This is a genomic window from Candidatus Cloacimonadota bacterium (assembly GCA_012516855.1).
GTDB lineage: Bacteria > Cloacimonadota > Cloacimonadia > Cloacimonadales > Cloacimonadaceae > Syntrophosphaera.
In genome coordinates this window covers 79,122-86,100 of sequence record JAAYWB010000059.1, presented here as the reverse complement: position 1 = coordinate 86,100, position 6,979 = coordinate 79,122, and the positions used below count along the sequence as shown (strand labels likewise).

General features: G+C 54.3%; 7 protein-coding genes and 1 tRNA gene. 2 read left to right on the top strand and 6 right to left on the bottom strand.

Annotated features, from left to right (window positions below):
* Together GX466_06125 and GX466_06120 are read right to left on the bottom strand one after the other, a co-directional pair.
* A partial coding sequence (locus GX466_06125) for a hypothetical protein (protein ID NLH93778.1) occupies positions 1–785 on the bottom strand: 785 nt, incomplete at its 3' end.
* A 466-nt stretch (positions 786–1,251) separates the two neighbouring features.
* Positions 1,252–1,327: transfer RNA gene (locus tag GX466_06120), tRNA-Lys, on the bottom strand.
* Between the two features lie 336 nt (positions 1,328–1,663).
* Between GX466_06120 and GX466_06115 the strand changes: the two genes are divergently transcribed.
* Both GX466_06115 and GX466_06110 read left to right on the top strand, forming a co-directional pair.
* A complete protein-coding gene (locus GX466_06115; GenBank protein NLH93777.1) occupies positions 1,664–2,086 on the top strand; it encodes a GNAT family N-acetyltransferase in 423 nt (140 codons plus the stop codon).
* Positions 2,087–2,099: 13 nt separating this feature from the next.
* Positions 2,100–2,972, top strand: a complete 873-nt coding sequence (locus GX466_06110; GenBank protein ID NLH93776.1) for a DUF2156 domain-containing protein — start codon at positions 2,100–2,102, stop codon at positions 2,970–2,972.
* Positions 2,973–3,127: 155 nt separating this feature from the next.
* Here the strand turns inward: GX466_06110 and GX466_06105 are convergent, their stop codons facing one another.
* Genes GX466_06105 through GX466_06090 form a run of 4 tightly spaced genes read right to left on the bottom strand, consistent with a single transcriptional unit; the run spans position 3,128 to position 6,979 of the window.
* Positions 3,128–3,916 carry a metal ABC transporter permease gene (locus GX466_06105; GenBank protein ID NLH93775.1) on the bottom strand — a complete coding sequence of 263 codons (789 nt, stop codon included), beginning with the start codon at positions 3,914–3,916 and terminating at the stop codon, positions 3,128–3,130.
* On the bottom strand, positions 3,916–4,644 hold the full coding sequence (locus tag GX466_06100) for a metal ABC transporter ATP-binding protein (protein ID NLH93774.1): 729 nt from the start codon (positions 4,642–4,644) through the stop codon (positions 3,916–3,918). Before GX466_06100 ends, GX466_06105 begins: the two co-directional genes overlap by 1 nt.
* Positions 4,641–5,504 carry a zinc ABC transporter substrate-binding protein gene (locus GX466_06095; GenBank protein ID NLH93773.1) on the bottom strand — a complete coding sequence of 288 codons (864 nt, stop codon included), beginning with the start codon at positions 5,502–5,504 and terminating at the stop codon, positions 4,641–4,643. Before GX466_06095 ends, GX466_06100 begins: the two co-directional genes overlap by 4 nt.
* Positions 5,501–6,979: a leucyl aminopeptidase gene (locus tag GX466_06090; GenBank protein NLH93772.1), complete on the bottom strand. Its 1,479-nt coding sequence runs from the start codon at positions 6,977–6,979 to the stop codon at positions 5,501–5,503. Before GX466_06090 ends, GX466_06095 begins: the two co-directional genes overlap by 4 nt.

Genomic DNA, 6,979 nt, shown 5'->3' with positions numbered 1-6,979 from the left:
TCTGCAATCACCGTATCATGGTACTGCTGCAGACTGGGTATATTGTTATGCCTGCCGATATAGAAGGTTGAGGGTGGATTGATGCTTGCTTTACCCAAGTATATTGTTAAATTGGCTGGAATATCAACAATGGATATGTCTACCGGAGCAGCTCCATAGTTCTCATAAACGGAGCATCTGTTCACTGGATCAAAAACGATATTTGGCACGATATTACTGGCTCCTACAATATGTATTCCTCCACCTTGTGCAAGGCTGTAATTGTGGTGGATGTTTAAGCCACTCAAGCACAATGACGCATTCGTGCTACTAATACCTGCACCGAGTCCGGCGTAATTACCGGTTATCTCGCAATTTGTAAGAGATATTGAACTCCCGGTCATATACGTGTTTCTAATCAGCACTCCCCCTCCTCTTGTATGCTCATCGTTTGCAATGTATCCTGTCCCATTGGTTAATGTAAAGCCCCGCAAGGTGGCGTTTTGCTCGGCATTAAGAAAAGCAACACAAGGGCCGTTTCGGTTACCGTCAATTATGGTCCGGCTAATGTAAGTGCTATCACCAGTTGTGGCTTCCAGGCTGCATACTCTGATGGATTTGCCAATGTAATTGATATTCTCCACATATGTGCCGGGATGCACAAGCACCGTATCGCCATTATTGGCAGCTTCAATGGCAGCCTGGATAAGAGTGTAATCCCCTGTTCCGTCCTGCTTCACGGTTATTGTGGTAGCCAACACGATACAAGGCAGTGTGACCACCAGGATCAGCAAAAGAATACGCATCTTTTTCTTCCTTTGTTTATTCTACCGGGTAAGGCGGTAAGGGTTTTCGCTGTCTCAAGAAAGGTGTAGAAAGCGCCATCATAGCTGCCGCTCTATCTCAGGTAAAAGATATAGCTATCGTTTCCCCTGAGCGAACCCGTAACAGAGCCTTGGACATTATTAGAAGTCATACATCCATATTCCTTACTGATAACTTGGCTGAACTAAGCATTCCATACCTAAAACCCACTTTGCCTCCAAAGGAAATTCTGTAAAGCAAAAAATGTTAAGCCTCTCTTTCTGAAATCATCCCTCTGACCTTATTTAATGGAACAGTTCCGTTATACACTTTCAGCATGACCAAACTACGGATTGCGGATCGGGGAAATTCTGGATTCGAGTGAAAGGTTTCGCGAAGGTTCAGCCAATAAAAAAGCGGCCTGCCGGAAATCCGGGCCGAGATATTCTTGGCAAGCCGCTGAAGATGTGGTACATCTCGGGGGATTCGAACCCCCGACCCACTGATTAAGAGTCAGTTGCTCTACCAACTGAGCTAGAGATGCACATGGTTGTGTCATTTTTTTTCTTACCCTCAGGCTGTCAAGCTAAATGCCTCAAACCATCGCCAGATCCCTTTGCCAGGGTCGCTGCCCTCGATGTGACACAGCCGGGCGAAATCCAGCCAGGGTGACGTTCATGTGACCCAACACCATTGTTTCAGGCATAGTTAGCCTCGATCATGTCCAGCATAAACGCACTGTTTATCCGCTCTTTATGTGATCCGTGCCTGTCGAAAACTTTCCCCCGCCTTGTCGCAAGCGGCTTGACAAAAACGCATCTACCACAGATTGGTATTGGTGTTATATTGATAATGGTAAGATTTGCCCTGAAGGAAAGACATGAAAGAGGAAATAGAGTTAAGAATAGTCAAAGAGGCCGATCCGGCCGAGATTTTGGCCCTCTACCGCCATCCTGGCTGGTGGCAGACGGACGATAACCCCCAATATCTAACCACGGTGCAAGGGATTGTGGCCAACAGCTTTTGTTTCGTGACCGCCCGTCTGAACGGAAAGCTGGTTGGCATGGGCCGCGCCATCAGCGACGGCTGCAGCGATGCTTACATCCAGGACGTGGTGGTTTACAGCGAATTCCGCGGACAGGGCATTGGCGGCAGAATCGTGGCCAAGCTGGTCGAATTCCTCCGTGCCAAGGGCATCCAGTGGATCGGTCTGATTTCCGAACCCGGCCACGAGGATTTCTACGAACGGCTGGGTTTTGCCCGGATGCAGGATTACACGCCCATGCTGCTTAAAATGGAGTGAGGCGCATTTGGATCTGCCTGAACTGAAAACACTTACCACCGCCGATGTGCCCTTGCTGCGCCAGTATCTTGACCGCTGGCCGCGCCAGAACTGCGATTACGCGGTGGTCAACCTGCTCACCTGGGGCAAGATTTACAACAACCAATTCACCCTCTGGCGCGACCATTTGGTGCTTTACAGCCCCAAACACGCCTATCTTTTCTTCCCCGTGGGGCCCGGCCTTGCCTCTTCCGACTTGCGTGAACTGCTGGACGCTTTCCGAGCCACAGACCCTGAAGCAAAACTCATCCTCATCCCGGAAAACTGGCCGCAGACCAATCCCGACCTGGAGAACTTCTTCACTCTCCAGGAAGACCGAGACTGGGCCGATTACGCCTATGCAGTGGAAAAACTGGTGAACCTCAGCGGCAAAAAAATGGCAAAGAAGAAAAACCTCGTATCCCAGTTCGCGCGTTCATATCCAGATTACCACGTGTTGCCAGTGACCCCGGAAAAACACGATGTTTTGCTGCGCTTCACTGAAAAGTGGAAACGCGAACGCAACGTTGACGGAGCCTATCTGAAAACGGAGTTCCAAGCCATCCAGAACACCCTGGCCATGTGGAACGAGCTGCCCGTGGACGGCATCATCATCTGCCACCATAACAAGATTTCAGCCTACTCTATTTTTTCACCTGTCAACCCGGACATGATCACCATCCACTTCGAGAAATACGACCCCGACATGAAAGGCAGCGCCCAACTCATCAACTGGGAAACAGCCCGCCACCTGAAGGGAAAATACACCTGGATTAACCGAGAACAGGACATGGGCCTGAAAGGCCTTCGTCAAGCCAAACTGACCTACCAGCCCGACTTCCTGGTGAAATTCATCTCCGGGATATAGTTCGTAACTTCTTTACTCCCAATCTATTCCTCCTTTGCCCCATCCCATTTGCCTCTCACTTGCCTCTCGTTGAGTTCCCGTTTGGCAAGCGGGAAGTCAGCGGGAAGTGAATGGGATGTGAGTGGGATGGGGCAAAGGAGGAATAGATTTCCAAGTCACGCGGAGCGGGGACGGAAAAGAAGGCTGAGCAGGTAGAGCAGGAATTCGAGGAGGACGATGTTGGCGCCGGTGGGCAGATTGAGCCACCAGGAGAGCGCGAAACCGCCCGTCGCAGCGAGAATGGCAATAAAGGCGCAGGCCACCACGGCGTGGTCGAGGCGTTTCACCAGATTGAAGGCTGTGGCGGCAGGCAGGATGAGCTGGGCGCTCACCAGGATGATGCCGGCCGCGCGCAGAGTTATCACGATATTGGCGGCCAGGAGGATCATGAAGAGGCGGTCCACCATCCGCACCGGCAAGCGGTAAAACTTGGCTAGGTCGGGATTGTAGGAAAGGTAAAAAAGCTCTTTGTAAAAGAAAGCGATGAAGCCGATATTCACCGTCATGAGGATTCCCAGCATCCAGAGATCCGCTGACGAGGCCAGCAGAACGTTGCCGAAGAGATAGCTGGCCAGATCGAAGCTGTAGCCGCGGCGGAGGGAAATCAGGATGATTCCCAGGGCCATGGAGACGCTGAGGAAAATGGTGATGGTGTTCGCTTCCTGAAGCTCGCGGCGTCGGGCCAGCCAGGTGATGGCCAGGGCCACGGCGATCACAAAGATGAGGGTGGTGAGTTGCAGGTTCAGCCCCAGCAAGAGCGCCAGCGCAATCCCGGCAAAGGCGATATGGGAAAGCGCTTCGCCCAGATAGGACACCCGGCGCAGGGTCACAAAAGGCGAAAAGAGCGCCAGGCAAACCGAGGAGAGCAGCGCGGCGAACAGGGCGTGAACCAAAAATGAAAACATCAGTAGTGCTTTTCGATGATGCGAACGGTATCGCCGAAGGTTTTTTGGATGATTTCGGCGTTCACCAGATCGGTCTGGGTGTGGCAGTGGAGGCGGCGGTTGAGGCAAACCAGGAAGCTGCAGTATTCGGTGAGGGTGTGAAGGTCGTGGGAGATGGTGATAATGGTTTTACCTGCCTCGTTGAGGTCCTTCAGGAGGGAAAAGAAGCTCTGCACGCCAGGCAAGTCCACAGAGGCCTCCGGCTCGTCCAGGATCAGGTAATCGCTGTCGGATACGAGCGCCCGGGCCAGGTAAACGCGTTGAAGCTCTCCGCCGGAGAGGCTTCCGATCTGCTTATTCGCCAGGTTCCCAATTTTGGTTTTAGCCAAAGCCTGCCGCGCCCGGTCCTTGTGGGAAGTTCGGAATCTTTCCCCCCCCCCCAGTTCGCCAGCCAAACCCAGCAGAACGAGGTCGAGGGCGGTGGCGGGAAATTTCCGGTCGAATTCCTCATGCTGGGGCAGATAGCCCAGAGGGTGGGCTTTAAGCCACTCCAGATGCGGCTGGCCGTCAATTTCGATGGAGCCGCTCTGCAAGGGTAAAAGGCCGAGGATGAGTTTGACCAGGGTGGATTTTCCCGCGCCGTTGGGGCCAATGACGGCGACAAATTCGCCGTCGGCCAGTTCCAGGTTGATGTCCTTGAGGACGGGAATGCCGCCGTAGCTGTGGGAAAGCCCTGAAATCCTGATCACGGCAGGGATTCGGTCTGCCAGGCCTGCTTCATTCGCTCCCAGTTCTCGCTGATAAGGTCAGGCAGCGTTTGGGCCTGGATACTGAAGCCCAAGGGATCAAGTTCGATCACGCGAAGGTTGAATTCCCGGGCCAAAACATCAGCGGACTTTCTATCCATCTGGGGTTCCACGCAAATCGCCTTAACTCCGTGAGCGCGGATCAACTCACCCAGCCGGGTCAGTTCACGGGGTGTGGGTTCACGGCCGGGAGAGCTTTGCACGCTGCCCAGGTCATCGATGCCGTAAGTCGCGCTGAAATAGTGAAAGCTGTCGTGAAAGCTGATCAGCGGAGTTGGGCCGAGAGCTTCCCGTTCGCGGCTGATTCTCTCGTCCAGAGCGGCCAGACGGGCCACCAGGTCCAGGGCGCGGTTGGCGATTTCCTCGCTACGCTCGGGGAACATCTTTTGCAGGCGTTCGCTGAGGCGCAGGGTGAGTTTTTCCATCAGCAGCGGCGAAAGCCAGATGTGGGGGTTTCCGTTTTCGGGAACCACACCTTTAAGCAATTCCTCCGCCCGGAGGTGGGTGTCACCCAGCGCAGTGAAAGCCTTTTCAAGATCGGTTTCCAGGCCCAGTCCGTTGGAAAAGGCCAGCCTGGCTTCACGTAAAGCCCTGATGTCCCGGGGACCGGGACTGAAGGTGTGGGGAGACGCGTTGGCCGGAATGAGGAAGCGAACCTCAAATTCCGGCCCAAGCAGGTCAGCCAGCAGAAGTTCGTAGGGCCGGATACTCGCCATCACCAGCGGACGTTGGTTTTCAGTGGCCTTTTTACAGCCGAAAAGGGCCAGTATCAGCAAGGCCAGCAGGGTAGTAATGCGTTTCATTCCATTTCGCGCAAAAGCTGGGTGAGCAGGCGCACGCCGACTCCGGTGGCGCCGTAGGAATTTATCCCGCTTTCCTTGTCTTTATGGGCGGTGCCGGCGATGTCGATGTGCAGCCAGGGTTTGCCGTCCACAAATTCGCGGATAAAGAGCCCGGCTGTGATCGTTCCGGCCATAGGGCCACTGCTGTTCTTGAGGTCGGCGACCTCGCTCTTTATAAGGTCCAGATAGGGTTCGTGGGTGGGCAGTTGCCAGATCATTTCGCCGGTGAAGTCAGAGGCGAGCCGCAGCTTCCCCAGCATCTTTTCGTTGTTGGTCAGCACCGCGGAAATCTGGTTGCCCAAGGCGCCGACGGCCGCTCCGGTAAGGGTGGCGATGTCAATAACTTGGCTAACATGTTCGCGGCTGATGGCATAGTGGATGGCGTCGATCAGGGTGAGGCGCCCTTCCGCGTCCGTGTTGATCACTTCGATGGTTTTGCCGCTCATGCTGCGGATGATGTCGCCGGCATGGTAGGCCGCGCCGGAGACCATGTTTTCACAGGCGGCGATCACGCCCAGCACATTCACTTTGAGCTTAAGGGTAGCGATGGCGGCGAAGGTGCCGATCACTGCTGCGGCGCCGGCCATGTCGCTCTTCATATTCACCATGCCCTGGGGTGTTTTGATGCAGTAGCCGCCGCTGTCGTAAGTGAGCCCTTTACCGATGAGGCCGATGGTTTTGGCTTTGGGTTCTGGGTTGCCGTTCCAGGACATCAGAATCAGCCTCGGTTCCTGCTTCGAACCTTTGCCCACGGCCATAAGGGCCTCCATTTTCAGGCGTTTCAGCTTGTCCTGCCCGAAAACCTCGATGGAAAAGCCGTATTTAAGGGCCGCTTTCTTGGCGATTTCGGCCAGGGAATCGGGATAAATAACGTTGGCGGGCTCGTTCACCAGGTCGCGGGCCATGTTAGTTGATTCCGCGAAGATGCGTCCTTCCAGGATGCCGCGGTTGATGTGGCGGGTTGTTTTGGGATTCACGGCCAGATGCACCGCTTTCAGGCTGTGGCCCTTGCTTTCGCTGAGATATTTGTCGAACTTGTAAGCTGTCAGTAGCGCGGTTTCAGCCAGGATATGGCCGAAATTCACCTCACCCACGGGATTGCTGAAGCCCGGGTAGAGAAAGGCCTCGCGAGCGTCGATTTTGAGGGCGGCCCGGATACAGAGGGCGAAAAGTTCGCGCAACCTGGCGCAGTCGAGGTCCTGGGTATTGCCCACGCCGCAGAGGATGATGTTGCTGCGGTGGCGGGCGTGCACCAGGGGAAAGCTCTTCAGGTTTTTGTAGCTGAAAGTGAATTCATCCTGCTTGACGATGATGCCCACGGCATTCTTGATGTGTTCGGGCAAATACTCAATGTTCTGGAAATCACCTTTGTCGCCGTGCATGATGATCACTGTGTCCATATGCTCCGCCGGTTTGCGCAGCAGGTCGATCTTCAT

Coding starts and splice junctions, on each gene's coding strand:
- GX466_06115 (NLH93777.1), top strand. CDS start 1,664: ATGAAAGAGGAAATAGAGTTAAGAATAGTCAAAGAGGCCGATCCGGCC.
- GX466_06105 (NLH93775.1), bottom strand. CDS start 3,916: ATGTTTTCATTTTTGGTTCACGCCCTGTTCGCCGCGCTGCTCTCCTCG.
- GX466_06095 (NLH93773.1), bottom strand. CDS start 5,504: ATGAAACGCATTACTACCCTGCTGGCCTTGCTGATACTGGCCCTTTTC.
- GX466_06090 (NLH93772.1), bottom strand. CDS start 6,979: ATGAAGATCGACCTGCTGCGCAAACCGGCGGAGCATATGGACACAGTG.